Consider the following 17985-nt stretch of genomic DNA (forward strand, 5'->3'; position numbering starts at 1 on the left):
GTTAAAAACTGAACCCCCCCTAGCCCCAGGGTCAGCCCCCTCTCTAGGCGCCAGTTGAGCTGGCCGGAAAGCTTGAGGTTGTTGTAGTCGGGATCCTGCACCGCCAGATCCCCAAAAAGGAGCGGGGCGCCGTTGCCAAGGGTGAAGTCGCCATCCAAAGCCACAATGGCCTGCACCTCAGGGCTGAGATCTGCCCCAAAGGTCAAGTTGGCCTTGAGACGGTCGCCGGGGTAGCCCAGGTAGTCCCGAAAGGTCAGACAGGAGTCGAAAAAGGCGGGCAGGGATCCCAGCTCGCCTGAAGCGGCCAGGCCGGCGCTGAGGTCGTAGCCGAAAACCCCATAGCCCAAGGGCAGGGGGGTGTTCTGGGTGGCATACCCCGGCGGGATCAGGGCCGTCAATTGAGCCGAGAAAAAGGGATCCCCCTCTCCCCAGGTGTGGCGCAGGCCCAGCTCCAGATCCCGCAGGCCCTGGTTGCGCTGGGTAACGGTGTCAGCCCCGCTGGCAAAGCGATTTTCCAGGAAAACGTAGCTGGTGTTGAGGTTGAGGGTGAGGCGATCGCTGAGGCCGGTTTCGCCAAACAGGTTGAGGCGGGTCTCGCCGTACTCGGAAAGGACCTGCTGCAGACGTCCCCCCTGGTCAAAGCGGGTGCGGGGTTGGTACACCTCGGGCTGGAGCGAGAAAAACATTTTCCCTGCCCCGCGAGGGAAGCCGCAGCCGGCCCAGACCGGTAGCTCCCACCCCCCCAAGACAAGGCCCAGGCCCAGCAGCCAGCTTCTTGCAATTGCCAAAGGCTTCATCTAGGGATCCCCCTCGACGGCGCCGCCAAGGGGGATTGTACCTGCAGAGCTCCGTTTTGGGCCTTCGTCTCCATCCACCTACACCCTCTGGGCAATAGCCGGCAAACCTACGCGGGCCCGGAATTGCCGGGCTGCCGTCAGCGCCCCATAGGGATCCCCCTTGTAGAGGCCATAGTGCATCAGGGACAGGCGCCGCAATCCCAGTTGCGACACCTCCTGCAGCCACTCGGGCCGGCTCATGATCTCAAAATCCACTTGGACGGTGTCGGCCCGGCCACCGTTGGGGTGCTTGTCCTTAATCGAGGGCTCGTAGTGGGCCAGCATCAGGTTGCGGTGGATGGGGGCAAAGAGACGGCAGCAGAGGCGGATCTGCTCGGGGTTACCCGGATCTGGGCCGTTGAGCTCTGGGTTGAACTCCCCCGGCCGCCGCTGGCGCATCGACTGGAAGGCGATCCCGTCCATTTGGCTCATCGTCTCGGCAAAAGGCTCCACCATGCTGCGCCCTGCCCCCCGGCGGGGATCGTCAAAGGTGGCAATCCAGCCGCCCCAGCAGAGGGCCACCTCGGCCTCGGGCAGCCGCTCCTTGATGGCCTGGCGGGCTCTTAAGACGTTGCGCATGAGAGCCTGGTAGTAGGGGGCAGTGTCGGCGTTGTAGGTATCGGCGGGGATGCGCCAGTAGGAAAACTCAGTGGCCAGGCTCCAGTAGGTGGGTCGGCCTTGGGGGTTGGCTTGGGCAATATACCCGGCCAGCTCGGCTACGTCCTGGATAAACTGTGGCGAGAGGTGGTAGTCGCCGCAGGGGCGAGTGGTGTCGTCTTCCCAGGTGATGATGTGCAGGCTGTAGCCCCGCTCAAACCACTGCCGCAAAAGGCCCGCCTGGTGCCAGTTGCGCCAGAAGGAGAGATCCCCCTGGCGGTGGTCAAAGCTGTTGAGCCAGCCACTCAAGAAATGGGGATCCCAGCCCCGCGCCACCGCCGCCACCTGCGGATCCGACTCGATTTCCCAAAGGAAGCGACCGGGATCCTCGCCAATGCCCACCTCCCAGCGGGCCAAGAGCTCTGACAAGTTCCGGTTCCCCGTGGCAACGTTCTCGGAGCCCTGACCACAGCCGGCAACTCCAGAGGCAGCCAGCAGCGCTCCGCCCATCTGCAGCACCTGTCGCCGCGGCCATTGCCGTTTCCAGGTCATCTCGTCTCCTCCTCAAGCTCTGCCTGGCGGGCCCACAGCCGCACCTGCGGGGAGCTGTAGACCTCCCTAAAGCCCGGCAGCCCCTCAAAGGTAAGCTCAGGCCAAAATTGCAGGATGCGATCGGCGCTCCGCAAGGGATCCGCCGGCCCCGCCACCAGCAAGTAGTCCACCCGCTCCTGGGGGTGTTGCAGGGCCAAGGCAAACTCGTACTGGTGGGGAGTAAGGAACAAGCGGGGATCCCCCGCCCAAAAGATAGCCTCAAAGTGGATGTCGTCGTCCACCAACACCTTCTCGCCAGGCAAGAGGTGGCGGCGGAGATATTGCCCTACCTGGCGCTTTGCCTGCCGCTGCTGGCGCCACGCTGCCAGGACCTGCCCCGCGGAGGTCACTTCGTAGAGGTCTTGGGCCGCTTCCAACTCACGGCTAAGGGGCGCCACCCCTGCCACCAGCCGCTCCCAGAGATCCCGCTCCTCAACCACCAGGGGCGCCAAAAATCGTGGCTCTTGGCTTAGCCCATAGCCGGCGGTGAGGCAGTTCAGCCCCAAAAGAGCAGTGATCAACAGCCGCTTGGCCCAGCCGGGGCCGGCTCCGCGGACTAAGTAGGCCCCCATCAGCAACGGCAGCGGCACCCAGACGAGAGCAAAGCGGCTCAGCTCCGGCAAAAACAGCCCCTGCCCCAGGGAAGCCAAGAGGATCACCAGCGGTATCCCCCAGATCAAGGCCCCGACCCAGCGGCCCAGCAGGGATCCCATCCCCAAGAGGAGATAGGCAGGGGCCAGCACCGCCAGCCACTTCCCCAGCTCCACCAACCCCCGCCAGCCGCCGGCCTGCTGCAGGTCTTCCCGTAGTTGCGGCAGGCGCAGGCCGCTGCCCACCTGGTAGGTAAAAGCCCAGGGATCCCCCACCGCCAACCAGTTGACATACAGCCAGCTCAGGATCAGGGCCAGGCTGATAAACCCCACCACCAGCAGCGAGGCCCAGCGAAACCCCCAAGATTGGCGGCGAAAAGCCACCAGCAGCAGTCCTGCCAGCCAGGGCAACAGCCAGCCGCTCTCCCAGCGCAGCACCATCAGCGGCCCTAAGGCCAGCCCGATGAGCAGCAGCCGCAGGGTAATCGGCAGCTCGTCCTTCTCCGCTGCTTGTTTCTCGTTGGCCAGAGGGAACAACAAGGCCATGTTCACCCCCACTAAAAGCGAGGTGGCCGTCCAAACGGGGCTGCGCAGCAGCATCAGGAGCAAAGCCGGCTGCAGCAGCAGCAACAGGCCCCACAGCCAGCGCCACCCCAAGCCGACAGGCAAACGGCGCAACTGTTGCCCCATCCAATCCAACACCAGGGATCCCAAAATGGCCTGCAACACCAGCGGCGAGCGCCCCAAAATGGCCGTGGCCAGCACCAGCGAAGGGGGAAAGGTGGTGCCGACAATGGGCAGGCGCGGATCCGGCCCCAGGACGGCTACGGATCCCTTGTAGCCAAGAAACTGCATCTCTAGGCTCACCCAGCCCCAGCCTTCCTTCAGCCCCCACAAGAGGCCAGCCAGGAGCAGCAAGGGGATCCCTACCGGCGCAACGAGTCTCAAGATAGCTTTAAGCCGGTTTACAAACATCTATGCCCTATGAACGAGTTTCGCCAAACTTGACGGCCTAGGGCATTGGAACACCCTAGTTAATCCTAAAAGCAAGTTTTGCAAAAACTATTAGGAATGCAAGGGATTGTTAGTATTCCCCTTCTCGAGACTTTTTTTTCTACGAGTTTTGGCGTATTGGGTTCAGCAAGATGGTCGATGGAAAGTTACCGCGCTGCAGGTGAGGATGTGAGAGTCCCTGAAGTGGAACAAGGTGTAACCTCAATGCTACACTCTGTGCGGGACATGAACGACGCGGCAATTCCGGCACTGGAGCTTTTGCCCTCCCAGGCTCAGACCCGACCCTGGGGAGCCTTCTGGATCTTGGACGAGGGCCCAATGTACAAAATCAAGCGCATCGAGGTCAAGCCTGGCCATCGCCTTAGCCTGCAGATGCACTACCACCGCAGCGAGCACTGGATCGTAGTTCGGGGCACGGCGCGCGTTACCCGGGGCGAGGAGGTGGTGCTGCTCAACTCCAACGAGTCCACCTACATTCCCCCCTGCACCAAGCACCGTCTGGAAAACCCCGGCACCATCCCTCTGGTGATCATCGAGGTGCAGAACGGGGAATACTTGGGGGAGGATGACATCGTGCGCTTTGAGGACGACTACGCCCGCGCTTAGGAGAGTTCCCAAAGAAGGGGGGCTCTCTTGCGGCCAGTTCATCACTCTTGCGCCATATACTCCTAGAAGTTTGGCGACTGCCCCCGCCGCAAGTGTAGGCTTTTTCTGTCGTCAGAGCAGGGGCTAGAGATCCCGCAGATGGCTAGGGTAAGGCAGAGAAGAGGAGGGTGGGGGCTGTTGGTGGCCGGCTTGCTCTGCTGCGTGCCAACAGAGGCAGTGCGGGCGGAGCCCCTTGCTTTCCAGAGGCTGGGCTATGAGCGTTCGGTGCTGCTGCAGGGATCCAACCCGCGCCTGGATGTCACCGTCCCTGCGCCCATCAACGGCATCGACCCGGAAGCCAGCTTTGTGCAGTTGCGCCTAGAACCTTCGCCGGTGCTCAAGCCCACCTCTACCGTGCGGGTGCTGATTAACGAGGAGCTGGCGGGGATCTTTCTGGTGCAAGATCTGCGACAGGAGCCGGTGGTGCGGGTGCCGATCCCTAACCTGCCGCCGGGCGAGCGCTTTATCACGGTGTCGGTGCAGCCGTTTTTGAGCATTAGCGACGACATCTGTGCCGACCTCAACACCGGCAACCTGCTGCTGAGGGTAGGGCGGGACAGTTTTTTTGAGCTGGTGCCCCGCGTGCCCGATGCTACGGTGGCCGGCTTTCTGCACCTGATGTACCCCCAGCTCACGCTGGTGGTGCCCGCCAACCCCTCTCCTGAGGTGGCGGAAGCAGCGCTGGGCCTGTACAGCTTGCTGGCCCACCTCTTCCCTCAGACCCCCATCCTCTGGAGCAACCGTCCAGGGAAGGGGCCTCAAGTAATTCTGGAGCCGGCCAACTTTACCCCCCACCTGCAGCATCAGATTACCCCAGAGGGATCGCGGCTGCGGGTGGCCGCCCGCCGGGAGGCCATTCTTGCCCTCTATGAAGAGTGGAAGCGGGCGGGGCTGGTGAGCCGCGGCATCCGGGTGGCGGCGGTGGCGGACTGGGAGCGGGCTCTCAGGGCCAACCGCCTCAGCTTGCGGGAGTTGGGGATCGTGGATCCCCTGCTGCGGGGCTTTGGCAGCCAGTCCTTGGTCTTTAACTTCAACCTGGCGCAGTTGGGGGGGCGCCCGCGGGATCTGGCGGCCCAACTGGATGTGATCATGAACCCGGTGGATGGTCGGGCCGGGGATCGCCTGACGGGCTATGTGTTCTTGAACGGCGTTCTGCTGCGCACCTACAACCTCACCGGTCGCAGCCAGCTCAACGAGACCGTGACCCTGCCCACCCGCCTGCTGCGCCGCTTCAACCAACTGGAGCTGCGCTTTGACTACGGGGCCAGTCCCGGCAATTGCCAGGGATCCCTGACGCCGCTGACGGTTCAGGTGCGCTCGGATAGCTCCGGCTTTCTCTGGAGCGGCTACCAAGCCCCCAGCGGCGAGCTGCAGGAGATCCCGGCGGTGCTGCAGGGATCCGGACGGGTTTGGCTGGGGGATCCCCAATGGCTGCCGGCTGCCGCCTACCTGGTGGGGGCCTTGAGTCGGCTGGCCGCCCGACCGCTCCTGCCCACCCTTCAGTTTCTGCCCCAGGAAAAGACCAAACTGGAAACAGGCGACTTCGCCTGGCAGATCCTTGTCGCTGCCCCGGAGCAGGTGGAGCTCCCTTACAGCCCCATCCGGCTGGGATCCCAGTTCGAGATCCTCAACCCCTTGAACCAGCAGGTGGCCCTGGCCGCCCAACCCCAGGAAAACCTCGGCCTCTTGCAGTACTTTTTGCTCCAAGGCAGGCCCACCCTTTGGCTGTCCTGGTGGGGATCTGATCCGGCCCTGGCAGAGCGCCTCAGCCGCGGCCTTGCCGATCCACGCACCCGCCTGGCCAACCAACTGCAGGGAAATGTGCTCACCTCCTACGCCGCCACTCCCGCCCTCACCCAGGTGCAGAGCTGGGATCTCACCCCCCAAGGCTACCGGGTGCGCTACCCAGGCCGCTTCAGTTGGCAGCTTTTGCTGTGGCAATACCGCTATTGGCTGGTGCTGCTGCTGGCTATTCTATTGGCAGTAGGAGCCTGGAATGTCTATCGCCGCTTGGCCCGCCCCCCCGAGTCGCCCCTCCCTTCCTAGGGGGGGCTGGGCATGGGCTTGCGGTTGAGCCAGACTTGAGCCAAGCCGCGGGTTTTAGGCCATGCTCCAGTCCCTCAAGTCCTCGCTTTTGCGCGCGGGCTATCTCACCCGTCAGCAACTGGCGGCAGCGGAGGAGTACCGGGAAGAGGTGGGCTGCTCCTTGCCCAGGGCTTTCTGGAGCTTGCGGGTCATGCATCCCGGCAAGTTTGCCGACCTGTGTCGCCAGATTTTGGATCGGCCCAAGCTGCGGGACTGGCTGCTCAAGCAGCCTCTAGATCTAGAGCTGCCTTGGCTAGTGGAACCCAGCGATCTCCTGCCAGTGCGCTTTTTGCCCTGTGGCTGGCTCAACCCGCAAACCGTTGTGGTGGCCACGGAAGAACCCGGCTATCCCGGCGTCTGGCAGGCGGTGAAACGCCTTTGCCCAGAGGCCGAAAAGCTGTGGGAGATCCCGGCCACCGAAAAACAGATCTTGACAGTTATCCTCGAGCGCAAGCTGGCTGCTGAGCTGCTGGGCAGCCGTCTCACCCTGGAGCAGTGGCAGCAGGCTCTAGAGATCCGCCGCCGCACCGGATCCAGCCTGGGGCAGGTGCTGACCCGGCTGAGCTACCTCTCCACCCGCGAGTATCTCAGTATTCTGGCCCATTTGCTGGGCTACCCTTCCGTCTCGGAGCTAATGGGAACAGGGCTGCTCTACCGGGACGAGAGCCTGAGCCGCCAGTTCGATCCGGAATTGATGATGCGCCACCTCTTCTACCCCCTGAGCTGGAGCGACGAGAATACCCTCACCGTGATGGTCAACGACCCCCTGGACTGGGCGGTGGACGAGCTGCTCTACAGTTGGCGGCCAGGGCTGCGGATAGAAAAGGTGCTGGGCACCGAGCAAGATATCACCCAGCTCCTCAGCCAAGATCAGGGATCCCGCTTTAGCCAAGAGGCGGTGTACAAGCTGCTGACCCGTCTGCCGGAGGAATCGGCCTCGCGGGTGTTTACCCCCTCGCAAATTGCCGTCGGCTATGGCCTGCTGCTGCTGCTGCTGTGGGGCTTGGCCAGCGCCCCCTGGACAACCCTGACGATCTTAGTACTTTTGATTAACCTCTTCTACGTTGCTTCGATTCTCTTCAAGTTCCTGCTTAGCCTCGTGGGATCCGCCGATCGCTTCCACCAGATTACCGACGAGGAAGTGGCCGCCCTCGATGACCACAGCTTGCCCATCTACACCATCCTGGTGCCGGTCTACAAAGAGCCGGAGGTGATGCCGATTCTCATCAACTCCCTCTCCAAGCTGGACTACCCCCACGAGCGCTTGGACGTGCTGATCCTATTGGAAGAAAACGACCAGGCCACCATCGAGGCCGCCCGCGCCGCCAAGCCACCCCGCTACGTGCGCCTACTGATTGTGCCGGATAGCAAGCCCAAGACCAAGCCCAAAGCCTGCAACTACGGCCTGGCCTTTGCCCGCGGCGAATACCTCACCATCTACGACGCCGAAGACATCCCCGACCCGGATCAACTGAAAAAAGCCATCATTGCCTTCAAAAAAGGGGATCCCAGCTTGGTCTGCGTTCAAGCGGCCCTCAACTATTTCAACCGCAACGAGAACTTTCTCACCCGCATGTTTACCCTGGAGTATTCCTATTGGTTTGATTACCTGCTGCCGGGCCTGGAAACCTTGAAAATGCCCATTCCCCTGGGGGGCACCAGCAACCACTTCCGCACCGACCGCCTGCGGGAATTGCAGGGATGGGATCCCTTTAACGTCACCGAAGATGCCGATCTGGGCATTCGCGCCAGCCAGCACGGCTACACAGTGGGGGTGATCAACTCCACCACCTACGAAGAGGCCAACTGCGCCCTTAAAAACTGGATCCGGCAGCGCTCCCGCTGGATCAAAGGCTATATGCAGACCTGGCTGGTGCACAACCGCAACCCGCTGCGCTCTTTGCGCAAGCTGGGCCTCAAGAACTGGCTGGCCTACCAATTTTTTATCGGCGGCAGCTTCTTCACCTTCCTCACCAGCCCCATCATGTGGCTGCTGTTTTTCTACTGGCTGCTCACCCGCGCCCATTGGCTGCAAAACATTTTTCCCAGTTGGCTAATTTACTTGGGCTTGTTTAACCTCTTGGTGGGCAATGCCATTGGGATCTACTTGAACTTGGTGGCCGTTTTTCGGCGGGGCTACTACGATTTGGCTTTCTATGCTCTTCTCAACCCCATTTACTGGCAACTGCACTCCATTGCAGCCTACATGGCCCTGTGGCAGCTGTTTACCAAGCCCTTCTACTGGGAAAAAACCATCCATGGCCTAAGCAAATTCACCCACGCCAAAGTGCAGGAAGCCAGCCACAAACCCGCCTAGGCAGCCCCCTTCATCCCTACAGCAGGCAGTACCTACTTCCCCTCTCCCAGAGGGAGAGGGGCTAGGGGTGAGGGAAGCGCTAGAAGCCGTAGTCAGAATCGACGACGACAGCACAGCCGCGTGGGTGGCGGCAGCCGGCCATGATCACCTGGACGGCGAAGCTGCCCTCATAGGGAGCCTGGACGATGGGAAGATCGTCCAAGAGCGTATCTTCGGCTACCCACCGACCGTTGCGATCGTAAAGCACCAGATCCACGTCGTGGCAGTCGAGGTCGCACTCGGCCCAGATGTTCTCGCCCTGGTAGAAGTAGCCTCCAATCCAGGTCGATTGCCCGTTCAGTAACCACAAGCTCCTTTGGGCCCACGCTTCACCACCACCCAGGATTGCAGCCGCCCCGATCATGCCCGCTGCCAGCCAACCCCGCAGAGCAACCATCGGATTTTCCTCCTTCCATGAAGTTTCCTTTGCTGCAACAGGGATCCCTGCCCGTGCCTACAGGCTAGCATTAACGTTTTCGCTTCCTGGCTGATTGCGATCACAGCCGGCATCTTCCTTACAAGTTGCAAAAAGGAGTTACAAAAAGGGATCCCAACTTGCGCAGGGATCCCTGAATTTCGATCAGAATGAGACTGAGAAAACCTGCCCAAAGCCCTTGACTCACTGGGGCAGCACCAGTTCTCCGCGGCGCCCCAGGGGATCGGTGAGGACACTGCCGGTGGGGCCCTTGACCTGAAGGGTGCAGCGGCTGTCGGAGACTTCGATGACGGTGTAGTTGGGCACCGCCAGCTCCAAAAAGCGCAGGTTGCCTGTCGTTACGCCAGGGATCCCGCTCACTTCTGGATTGGCAGGGTTCACAGGGGCGAGAAAGCCATTCACAATCCGGTAGTAGAGGCGGCTGGCGTTGGGGATCCCCAGTTGGCTGCCCAGCTCGTCGATGCTCAAGGCGGTCACGCTGCGCCCGGTGGGGCCAGTCCACACCTCCCAGATGGGGTTGCTGCTGCCGGGGTTGACCTGGCCGATGAAGCCGGCGTGGTTGTTGCCACTCAGGAACACCACGTTGCGGATGTTGTTGCGCTCAATAAAGTCGATCACCTCCTGCCGCTCCAGCCAGTAGCCCTCCCAGACGTCGTTGGAGCGGAAATAGGTCACCGTGATGGGAAACTCGCTGACGATGAACTTGTAGGTGGCGGTGGAGCTGCGCAGGCCGTTGAACAACCACTGCTTTTGGGGTTCTCCCAAAAGAATGCGCGGCGTGCGGCGCAGCAGGTTAAACAGCGCCTCTTCCGATCCCGGCGGGCCGAAGAACAGGGTCTCCTGCTGGGGCGTGAGGCGGAGGCCGGCCAGTTCCAAAAAGCGCTGCCGGGTCAAGCCAGGGGGCAAAATGGGCAGGATCGGGGTCACAGCAGCCAAGTCGCGGTACTGGCGCAGATCGAGGATAAAGACTTCGGCGTTGGCACCGTAGCGGAAGCTGCGAAACACCCGATCCCGGCTATCTACCCCCGGTACATCCGTCAAGTTGGGGGTGATGGGGTTGTACTCAAAAAAGGCTTGGTAGCCCAGCACCCTGAGATCTTCCACATCGCGGGTTTGCCCGGTGGCGTCGTTGAGCTGGACGGCGCGGCCGCCGCGGGCCTTCTGGCCGCTGTAGTTGTCAATCACCTCGTGGTCATCCCAGTTAACGACAAAGGAGGTGCGACCGAACAACTGCGCAAACTCCGGCCCGGCATACTGGGGATCCCGCTGATCCCGATAGAGGCTGCGGTAAAACTCCAGCGTCGGTACCGGATCCAGCCCCAGCCAGAAGCGATCCGCGTAAACGGTGTCGCCGTTGAAGGCGATGAAATCAATATCGCCGCGGTTAACCTCTGCCAACAGGGCCGCCCCAATGGGGAAAGGAGGTTCGTTGGCGCAGCTAATGTGCAAGAAGCGGATGGGCCGCCCATCGCCTGGAGCCGGCAGGGTGCGGAACTGGCCCACAGGGCTGGTAAACCCGTCGCTAACAAAACGGTAGAAATAGCGCTGCGCCGGCCTCAGGCCGGTAACAACGGCGCGGGCAATGTAGTCGCCCGGCTCGGTGCGGTAGTTGCGACCGGCCACGCGGCGGGCAGTTAGCGCAACCTGCTGCAGAATGGGGTTGAACTCGGCATTTTCCGCCACCTGCAGCGTCACAGGCACCGTATCCACGCTGCTGGCCGGCACCACCCGCGTGGAAAGCACCGCCCCCTCGGAGGTGGGATCCCCGGCAAACACCCCCTGGGGAAATCCCGGCTCTCCCAGGGGCGGGATAGAGGAACTGGAGGTGCCCCCACAGGCGGCTAGGGCGGCTGCCCCACCGCCAAACATCAGCAACTGCAGGAAAAAGCGACGGGAACTCAGGGAACTCATAAGGCTAGCCTCCGCAACGCCAGCATCCGCAACCATAGCCAATTGCCCCCAGTCAAACATCTTTGGGCTTGAACTGAGGTTGTGGGCTGGTGAAAACTGGGTTAGCTTCTGTTTAAGAACGCTGACCTTCCTGTCCTAGCTTTTTGCAACCCTTGGCAGCTTGAATCCCTACCCAACCTGGCTGCGCAACTGCCGCAGCAGCCGCTCGAACTCTTCCGGCAGGGGGGCAGTAAACTGCAGCAGCTGGCCAGTGCGCGGGTGGACAAAGGAGAGCTTCCAGGCGTGGAGAGCTTGGCCGCTGAGTTTGACGGGGCTGGTTTTGCTCTGGGTATAGAGGGGATCCCCAACAATGGGCAGGCGCAGGTGGGCAGCATGCACCCGAATTTGATGGGTGCGGCCGGTCTCCAGTTCAAACTGCATCAGGGTGTAGTTGCCCAATCGCTCCAGCACCTGCCAGTGGGTTACCGCCGCTCGCCCTTGGCCGGGAGGCAAAACCGCCATCTTCTGCCGCTCCACCGGGTGGCGGCCAATGGGGGCAGAGATCGTGCCTTGGCTCTGGGCTGGCCGGCCAAACACCACCCCTAGGTAGATGCGCCGAGCCGTCTTGGCCTGGATCTGGGCCTGCAGATGCTGGTGGGCCTGATCGTGTTTGGCAATCACCAGGGCGCCGGTGGTGTCCTTGTCGAGGCGATGGACGATCCCTGGGCGCAGCTCGCCGTTGATCCCGGAAAGGCGAGGACAGTGGGCCAGCAATGCATGCACCAGCGTGCCGCTGGCATGTCCAGGAGCAGGATGCACCACCAGACCGCGCGGCTTGTTGATGACCAGCAGATCCTCATCTTCGTAGAGGATGTCTAAGGGGATCCGCTCCGGCTCCAGAGTTGTAGGGGTGGCTGGCGGGATCCGCACCTCAATCTCATCCCCGGCTTGCAGGGGGCGATCCTTATCCAGGCAGGGCCGCCCATTGAGCCAAACCTGGCCCTGGCGAATGAGCTGCTGCAGGCGCGAGCGCGACAGCTCCGGCAGTTGTTCCGCCAACCCGCGATCCAGCCGCAAGCCCTGCTGTTTTTCCGTCACTCTTACCTGGCGAATTGCTGCCGCCGGATCCCTGGGGCCTTCCATTTGCCCTGTTTCCGCAAACTGCTGCTTTGAAAACATTGTGGCAGAGCGGTTCTTTTGCATTAGGTAAAAAAGGGCGAAGATTTGTGGCAGCTTTTTCAGCCGGATCCTAGCGAGATTGCCTTTGTCTCCTCCCCATCTCAGCCGTCTCTGGGGGCGTTGTGCCGGGATTCTAGCCCCAGGAAAACCCTCAGTACACTAGTGGGGGTAGACTCCTTGAAGCCAGGCCAGATCCTGGCGGGGGAAGGTCTTTTTGCAACTATCACGCTTGCTCTGATGGGCATAAGGAGACAAGGCATGTCGGATGGAGTAGCGCTGGGATCCTCTCACCACCAGCTTGGCTCAGAGCCACCCTTGGTTGTGCCCCTCACAGAGGTGGGGCTGCGGGACGTGGCCCAGGTGGGTGGGAAAAACGCCTCTCTAGGGGAAATGCTGCAGCAGTTGACCCCCAAAGGGATCCGCGTGCCCCTGGGGTTTGCCACCACTGCCCATGCCTATCGCCAGTTCATCGCTGCAGGCGGCCTCGAGGAGAAGCTGCGGGAGATCCTCAAAGACCTCGATATCGAGGATGTGCGGAACCTGCGCGAGCGGGGCAAAGCCGCCCGCACCTTGATCCTGCAGACGCCTTTCCCCCCAGAGTTGGAGCAGGCCATCAGCGAAGCCTACCAGAAGCTGTGCGAGCGCTACGGCCCCGATACCGATGTGGCGGTGCGCTCCAGCGCCACAGCAGAAGACCTGCCGGATGCCAGCTTTGCCGGCCAGCAGGAGACCTACCTCAACGTGCACGGGATCCAGGCAGTGCTGAATGCCTGCCACCGCTGCTTTGCCAGCCTGTTTACCGACCGGGCCATCTCCTACCGCCAGATCAAGGGCTTTGACCACTTCCAGGTGGCCCTCTCGGTGGGGGTGCAGAAGATGGTGCGCTCCGACCTGGCCTGTTCGGGGGTGATGTTCTCCATCGACCCAGAAACGGGCTTTAAAGACGCGGTGTTGATCACCGCTGCCTATGGGCTGGGGGAAAACGTGGTGCAAGGCATCGTCAACCCCGACGAATACGTGGTCTTTAAACCTACCCTAAAGCAGGGGCTGCGCCCCATCCTCTCCCGGAAGCTGGGCAGCAAGGCCCTGAAGCTGGTCTACGACGAGGAGGGATCCCGTTCCACCAAAAACGTGCCCGTCCCCGAGAGCCTGCGCCGCCAATATGCCCTGCAGGACGACGAGATCCTAGAGCTGGCTCGCTGGGCCTGCCTCATCGAAGAGCACTACTCGGCGCTGCGGGGCCGCTTCACCCCCATGGACATCGAGTGGGCCAAAGACGGGATCACGGGCGAGCTGTTCATCGTCCAGGCCCGCCCCGAGACGGTGCAATCCCAAAAGGCCACCAACCGCCTCAAGACCTACCGCTTTACGCAGACGGAGGCGCGCCCAGACCCCCTGGTGCGGGGACGGGCGGTGGGAGAGGCCATCGGCCAGGGCACAGCCCGCGTCATTTTGGATGTGCGCCGCTCGGATCAGTTCCAGGCTGGCGAGGTGCTGGTGACGGAGAAAACCGATCCCGACTGGGAGCCAATCATGAAAAAGGCCAGCGCCATCGTCACCAACCAGGGGGGCAGAACCTGCCATGCGGCCATCATTGCCCGTGAGCTGGGGATCCCGGCCATTGTTGGCTGCGGCAACGCCACACAGGTGCTCCGCTCCGGCGATCCCATCACCGTCTCCTGCGCCGAAGGGGAGGAAGGGCGCGTCTATCCCGGTCTATTGCCCTATGAGGTGACGGAGATCCCGCTAGAGGAGCTGCCCCGCCCCCGCACCCAACTGATGATGAACGTGGGCAACCCGGAAAAAGCCTTTGGCCTGAGCGAGATCCCTTGCGACGGCGTGGGTCTGGCGCGGCTAGAGTTCATCATCGCCAACCACATCCAGGTGCACCCTCTGGCCTTAATCCACTACAACGAGGCGGTCAAGGAGGAGCCGCGCCTGGCGGAGCTCACCGCCCAGTATGCCGACAAGCCGGAGTACTTTGTAGACAAGCTGGCCCAGGGGGTGGCCACCATCGCCGCTGCCTTCTACCCCAAGCCGGTGATTGTGCGCCTGTCGGACTTCAAGAGCAACGAATACGCCCACCTACTGGGCGGATCCCGCTATGAGCCCCACGAGGAAAACCCCATGATTGGCTGGCGGGGCGCCTCCCGCTACACGGATCCCCGCTACCGCGATGGCTTTGCGCTGGAGTGCCGGGCCATGAAACGGGTGCGGGACGAGATGGGCCTGACCAACGTTATCTTGATGATCCCCTTCTGCCGCACCCCCGAAGAGGGGCACAAGGTGCTGGAGGAGATGGCCCGCCACGGCCTGGTGCGAGGGGAAAACGGCCTGCAGGTGTACGTCATGTGCGAGCTGCCCAGCAACGTCATCCTGGCCGACGAGTTCTGCCAGATCTTCGACGGCTTCTCCATCGGCTCCAATGACCTCACCCAGCTCACCCTGGGGTTGGACCGCGACTCAGCCCTGGTGGCCCATCTCTTTGACGAGCGCCACGAGGCCGTCAAGCGGATGATTGCCCAGGTGATCCAGACGGTGAAAAGCCACGGGCGCAAAATCGGCATCTGTGGACAAGCCCCCAGCGACTACCCTGACTTTGCCCGCTTTCTGGTGCAGCAGGGGATCGACTCCATCAGCCTCAACCCCGATTCCCTGCTGAAAACCCTGTTGGTGGTGGCCGAGGCGGAAGCTGCCGGCGCCCACTAGGCCCAGGGGACTGCGCCGGGATCCCGTCTGCTGGGTTACAATCTTCTCTGCTGTGTTGCCACCCCCGCCATGATCCACGAACTCTCCATGCCGGCCCTCAGCTCCACCATGGAAACGGGCAAGATCGTTGCCTGGCTGAAGAACCCCGGCGACCGAGTGGAGAAAGGGGAAAACATCCTGGTGGTGGAGTCGGACAAAGCAGACATGGATGTGGAGTCCTTCCACAGCGGCATTCTGGCCAGCATCCTCATCCCAGCCGGGGAGTCGGCGCCGGTGGGCGCCCCCATCGCCCTCATTGCTGAAACCGAAGCGGAGCTGGCCGAGGCCCAGGAGAGAGCCAAGGCCCTCTCTAAGGGTGCTGCGCCGGCGGCTACCCCTAGCGCGGCCTCTGTCCCCACCGTTCAACGGCCAACCCCTGCGCCTGCAGCAAGCCCCCCCTCCGCGCCCCCAAGTGGCTCCGACGGAGCCGGATCCCAGCGCATCCTGGCTTCCCCACGGGCGAAAAAATTGGCAGAAAGCCTGGGGGTTGACCTGCGCACGGTGCGCGGCTCCGGTCCTGGTGGGCGCATCGTAGCCGAAGATGTGGAGCGGGCCGCAGCTCAGTCTGCCTCCCCGCGGGTGGCAGCTCCCTCCTCGGTCACTCCTCCCCCCGTTTCTGCGCCCCTGGGAGAAGTGGTTCCCTTGAGCACCCTGCAGGCGGCGGTGGTGCGCAACATGAACGCCAGCCTGGGCGTGCCGGTGTTCCACGTCGGCTACACCATTACCACCGACAGCCTGGATCAGCTTTACCAACAGGTGAAGCCCAAGGGGGTAACGCTGACGGCCCTTTTGGTCAAGGCTGTGGCCCTCACTCTCGAAAAGCACCCCCTCCTCAACGCCAGCTACACCGAAAACGGGATCCACTACAAAGCCGACATCAACATCGCCGTGGCGGTGGCCATGGAAGACGGGGGCCTAATTACCCCTGTGCTCAGACAGGCCAACCGAGTTGACCTGTACGAACTCTCACGGCGTTGGAAGGATCTGGTGGAGCGGGCGCGGCGCAAGCAACTGCAGCCGGAGGAGTACACCAGCGGCACCTTTACCCTCTCCAACCTGGGGATGTTTGGGGTGGATCGCTTCGACGCCATCCTGCCCCCCAACCAAGGGGCCATCTTGGCCATTGGTGCTGCTCGCCCCACCGTGGTGGCCACGCCGGAAAGAGCCATCGCCATCCGCTCCCAGATGCAGGTTAACCTTACCTGCGATCACCGCGTCATCTACGGTGCCCACGCCGCAGCTTTCTTGCAAGATCTAGCCCAGTTGTTGGAGCAAAAGGTGGGATCCCTGACGCTGTAGAAGTTCAATAGGTGGGCAGGGTGGGATCCACCGCAAGGGCCCAGGCGTGGATGCCACCGCTAATGTTGTAGACCTGGGTAAAGCCGTTGGCCTGCAACCACTCGCTCACCTGGGCAGAGCGGATCCCATAGTGGCAGAGGACAAAGGTTGGGCAATGGGGATCCAGCTCCCTCAAGATTCGCTCGCTCCACTCTTTGTAACAGCTCAAGGGGTAGTGGCGAAAGCCAAGGGCGCTGAGGTTGACCAGCTCCAGCTCTGCCGGTTCCCGCACATCGATGAGTTGCAGGGGGCCGGCCTCCGGATCGCGCAGGCGGGCGGCCAGTTCTTGGGGTGTAATCGAGCGAACGGAAGCGGCCATGGCCATCTGTAACCCCATCTGGGCTTTCTTCTCAGGATATACCGCCTCAGCTTCTGCCCTGGGCTACTTGTACTTGTAATTGGTGCAGGACGAGGATTAGATCCTAGGGGGTTATCAGGGCTCCAGGTGTCTGCACTTCTGATACGTTTGACTGATAGGAATTTGCCAAGGATTTTCCAATGATGAAAGGATCCCTTCCTAGAAACGGCCAAGCATCCCGATCCACCTGGCGAACCCGTTCCCTCTTGCTGCCTCTGTTGGCAGGGATCGCTTTCGGCTGTGGGGGAGGCGCGGGCAACTCTCCTCCTCTGCCGCCGCCTGGGGAGCCTGTCATTCTAAGGGTGGATCCGGCCAAGGGCCCCTTCACTAAATTGGCCGATGCCGTGGCAGAGGCGCAGCGATTGCAAAGTGCTACAGCCGGCCTGGAGGTGCTGATTGAGATTTTGGGAGCGGGCAAGGAGAGACTGGAGAAGAACCTGGCCCTGGATGGAGGTGACGGCACCAATGGCGGGCGGATTCGGATTACCAGCTCTGCTGCCTACGAGATTCTGGCCGGGTTGTTCAATGTCATCGTAGCTAGCCAAACCAGCCTGCAAGGGGTGGAGGTGGTGTTGGAAGGCGGAAAGATTCAGGTAAACGATGGCACCTTTCAGCCCAGCAAGGTTACCCTCAATAGCCCCAGCTCCAACATTTTGGTCAACGGTAATGCCGCCGTTTTGGAGGGAGCTGTCAACCAATTGGCCCAGGTTTTTTGCCAGCAGTTTTCGGATCCCTGTGTGCAGATCTCGGGCAATGGTCGCGTCGCCAGCATCTCGGTCACTGTCAGCAAGACAGGAGGCGTAGGTGTTGGCACTGTGCCAGGGAGTAATCCGCTCCTGGAGAACAACGCAATCCTTCTGCAAGCTTTGGGAGCTTTGGGGGTTCGCTACAGTGACAACTCCGGCGGGGTTTTCCGCAACAACCAAATCGAGGGGGATCCACCTACGACTGCTGGGTTGGCGCTGCAGGCTCGCCAGACAGCTAGGGGCGGCACCACTGGGATCCAACTGGATGCAGCCGGATCAGTTCCGGTCATTCAATCCAACCGGATTGTTGTGGGCAGGATAGCCGGCAGCGTCGGCATTCGCATCTTGCAAGGAACCCAAGCCCGCACCATTGCCGGAAATACGTTCCTAGCCCGGGGCGAGGGCGCAGGGGTAGCCATTCAGGTGGCCCCTGGCACGCCAGCGGCAGTAGCTACCGCTTACTTGGCTGGCAACGGCTTCCAGGGCAACTTTGCTGAAAGGATTGGCACAGACGACTCCACGCCTACGCCGACGCCAACTCCAACACCACCGCCGCCGCCACGGCACAGGCCGACG

The 17985-nt window shown here is 62.0% G+C and carries 13 protein-coding genes; 6 read left to right on the forward strand and 7 right to left on the reverse strand.

Annotated elements, in window-relative coordinates:
- From NW822_RS11230 to NW822_RS11240, 3 genes are all read right to left on the reverse strand, one after another.
- The coding region (locus tag NW822_RS11230) for a hypothetical protein (protein ID WP_414404495.1) at window positions 1-797 on the reverse strand (797 nt) is incomplete at its 3' end.
- A gap of 78 nt (window positions 798-875) precedes the next feature.
- The gene (locus NW822_RS11235; protein ID WP_414404496.1) at window positions 876-1985 is read right to left on the reverse strand and encodes a hypothetical protein; all 1110 of its coding nucleotides are present in this window, start codon (window positions 1983-1985) and stop codon (window positions 876-878) included.
- Window positions 1982-3562: a hypothetical protein gene (locus tag NW822_RS11240; protein ID WP_414404497.1), complete on the reverse strand. Its 1581-nt coding sequence runs from the start codon at window positions 3560-3562 to the stop codon at window positions 1982-1984. The genes NW822_RS11235 and NW822_RS11240 overlap by 4 nt, the downstream gene beginning before the upstream one ends.
- 291 nt (window positions 3563-3853) lie before the next feature.
- On the opposite strand from NW822_RS11240, the gene NW822_RS11245 reads away from it, so the two are divergent.
- The 3 genes from NW822_RS11245 (at window position 3854) to NW822_RS11255 (ending at window position 8675) form a co-directional block, all read left to right on the forward strand.
- Window positions 3854-4234 carry a cupin domain-containing protein gene (locus NW822_RS11245; RefSeq protein WP_414360062.1) on the forward strand — a complete coding sequence of 127 codons (381 nt, stop codon included), beginning with the start codon at window positions 3854-3856 and terminating at the stop codon, window positions 4232-4234.
- A gap of 138 nt (window positions 4235-4372) precedes the next feature.
- Complete coding sequence (locus tag NW822_RS11250; RefSeq protein WP_414404498.1) at window positions 4373-6319, forward strand: cellulose biosynthesis cyclic di-GMP-binding regulatory protein BcsB; 1947 nt, start codon at window positions 4373-4375, stop codon at window positions 6317-6319.
- A 61-nt stretch (window positions 6320-6380) separates the two neighbouring features.
- Window positions 6381-8675: a glycosyltransferase family 2 protein gene (locus tag NW822_RS11255; protein ID WP_414404499.1), complete on the forward strand. Its 2295-nt coding sequence runs from the start codon at window positions 6381-6383 to the stop codon at window positions 8673-8675.
- Between the two features lie 79 nt (window positions 8676-8754).
- On the opposite strand, the gene NW822_RS11260 is transcribed toward NW822_RS11255, so the two are convergent.
- The 3 genes from NW822_RS11260 to NW822_RS11270 form a co-directional block, all read right to left on the reverse strand.
- On the reverse strand, window positions 8755-9024 hold the full coding sequence (locus NW822_RS11260; protein WP_414404500.1) for a hypothetical protein: 270 nt from the start codon (window positions 9022-9024) through the stop codon (window positions 8755-8757).
- 309 nt (window positions 9025-9333) lie between these two features.
- The gene (locus tag NW822_RS11265) at window positions 9334-11061 is read right to left on the reverse strand and encodes an alkaline phosphatase D family protein (protein ID WP_414404501.1); all 1728 of its coding nucleotides are present in this window, start codon (window positions 11059-11061) and stop codon (window positions 9334-9336) included.
- 168 nt (window positions 11062-11229) lie between these two features.
- Window positions 11230-12219, reverse strand: a complete 990-nt coding sequence (locus tag NW822_RS11270; protein WP_414404502.1) for an RluA family pseudouridine synthase — start codon at window positions 12217-12219, stop codon at window positions 11230-11232.
- 258 nt (window positions 12220-12477) lie between these two features.
- Here NW822_RS11270 and ppsA point away from each other — a divergent pair, with 258 nt between their 5' ends.
- Both ppsA and NW822_RS11280 read left to right on the forward strand, forming a co-directional pair.
- Window positions 12478-14928 (forward strand): phosphoenolpyruvate synthase, encoded by a 2451-nt coding sequence (ppsA, locus tag NW822_RS11275; protein WP_414404503.1) that lies wholly within the window; start codon window positions 12478-12480, stop codon window positions 14926-14928.
- Between the two features lie 69 nt (window positions 14929-14997).
- Window positions 14998-16266 (forward strand): dihydrolipoamide acetyltransferase family protein, encoded by a 1269-nt coding sequence (locus NW822_RS11280; RefSeq protein WP_414404504.1) that lies wholly within the window; start codon window positions 14998-15000, stop codon window positions 16264-16266.
- 4 nt (window positions 16267-16270) lie between these two features.
- On the opposite strand, the gene NW822_RS11285 is transcribed toward NW822_RS11280, so the two are convergent.
- Window positions 16271-16642, reverse strand: a complete 372-nt coding sequence (locus NW822_RS11285) for a rhodanese-like domain-containing protein (protein ID WP_414372446.1) — start codon at window positions 16640-16642, stop codon at window positions 16271-16273.
- A gap of 323 nt (window positions 16643-16965) precedes the next feature.
- Here NW822_RS11285 and NW822_RS11290 point away from each other — a divergent pair.
- Window positions 16966-17985: right-handed parallel beta-helix repeat-containing protein (locus tag NW822_RS11290; RefSeq protein WP_414404505.1), on the forward strand; the 1020-nt coding region annotated here is incomplete at its 3' end.

This window comes from Synechococcus sp. H70.2, from assembly GCF_047462275.1.
Lineage (GTDB): Bacteria > Cyanobacteriota > Cyanobacteriia > Thermostichales > Thermostichaceae > Thermostichus.